Origin of the sequence: Sediminicola sp. 1XM1-17, assembly GCF_037203765.1 — a bacterium.
In the GTDB taxonomy this organism is placed as follows: domain Bacteria; phylum Bacteroidota; class Bacteroidia; order Flavobacteriales; family Flavobacteriaceae; genus Sediminicola.
This window is the reverse complement of sequence record NZ_JBBCAS010000020.1, coordinates 1-1,194: the sequence shown is the minus strand read 5'-3', so window position 1 is coordinate 1,194 and position 1,194 is coordinate 1. Positions and strand designations below refer to the sequence as shown.

Here is a 1,194-nt window from a genome sequence, read left to right as displayed (position 1 = left end):
GAGGACGGGGTAGTGACCCAGTTGAACCTATCTGCCCTTGTTGACAACCTGGAAACGGTGACCACTTTGGTGGCCAACGCTGACGGGACCTTCACCTACAAGGATGAGGACGGAGTGGATACCATCATTGATATCGCTAATTTGGAAACTTTGACATCATTAGCACTAAATGCTGATAATACCAATTTGGAATTTACCGATGAGGATGGGGTGGTAAACATGATAGATCTTACACCTTTGGTTAACAACTTGGAGACCTTGACAACAATGGTTGCCAATCCAGGAAGTACCTTCACATATACCGATGAAGCTGGTGTGGCTACAGTTATAGATATTAAAAATCTAGAAACATTAACAACGGTTCTTAATAATGGAGACGGTACAATTACCTATACCGATGAACTAGGCGCCAACCAGACGATAACCATGTTGAGTACAGATGCCAATAATGATATTATTGTAGGCGCAGATGGCGGTTTGTACTTAAATGTGGCTTCTGTTACGGTTGCCGAGACAGTAACCAACTTAGTGGATAACAATAATGGTACAATTACCTATACCAACGAAGATGGAACAGCGCAAACCGTTAGTAAAGCTGATATCACGGATAATTTGGACGGTACTTATACCTTTACCAACAACGATGGTAGTGATGTAGTAATCAATACCAATGGAGTAACCATATCCAATGTTGTGGCCGGTAACAGAATCGCAACGATTACCAATGCCGCAGGTGTAAGTGCAGACATAAATGAAACTGTTACCACGCTTGCTGATAACGCCAATGGCACGTTTTCGTACACTTCTGAAAATGGAACAATCACTACGTTCGATGCCAAGCGTTCTACTGTGGTAGATAATACAGATGGTACTTATACAATTACAGATGATTCTGGTAATGCAGTGGTCATTGATACCAATCAAACCACAAGCGGATTGGTTGATAATGGTAATGGAACGTATACCTATACCGACGAAACAGGTGCTACCCAATTAATTGATACCAGAGCCAATTCCAACCCTTACACGCCAAGTTCTGGATTGACATCAACCGATGTGCAGGGAGCTTTGGATGAATTGGCAGCGAGTAATGCCGCAGATAACGATACTGATCCATCCAATGAGGTCAATACGGCCTTTGCTGTGGTGGGTACCGATCTTCAGATCACAGATAGCAACGGAACGCTTTCCGTA

Annotated in this window: 1 pseudogene; it reads left to right on the top strand. The window is 43.0% G+C overall.

The features are described from left to right. A pseudogene (locus tag WAA86_RS15345) lies at positions 1-1,194 on the top strand (hypothetical protein); the annotation flags it as partial.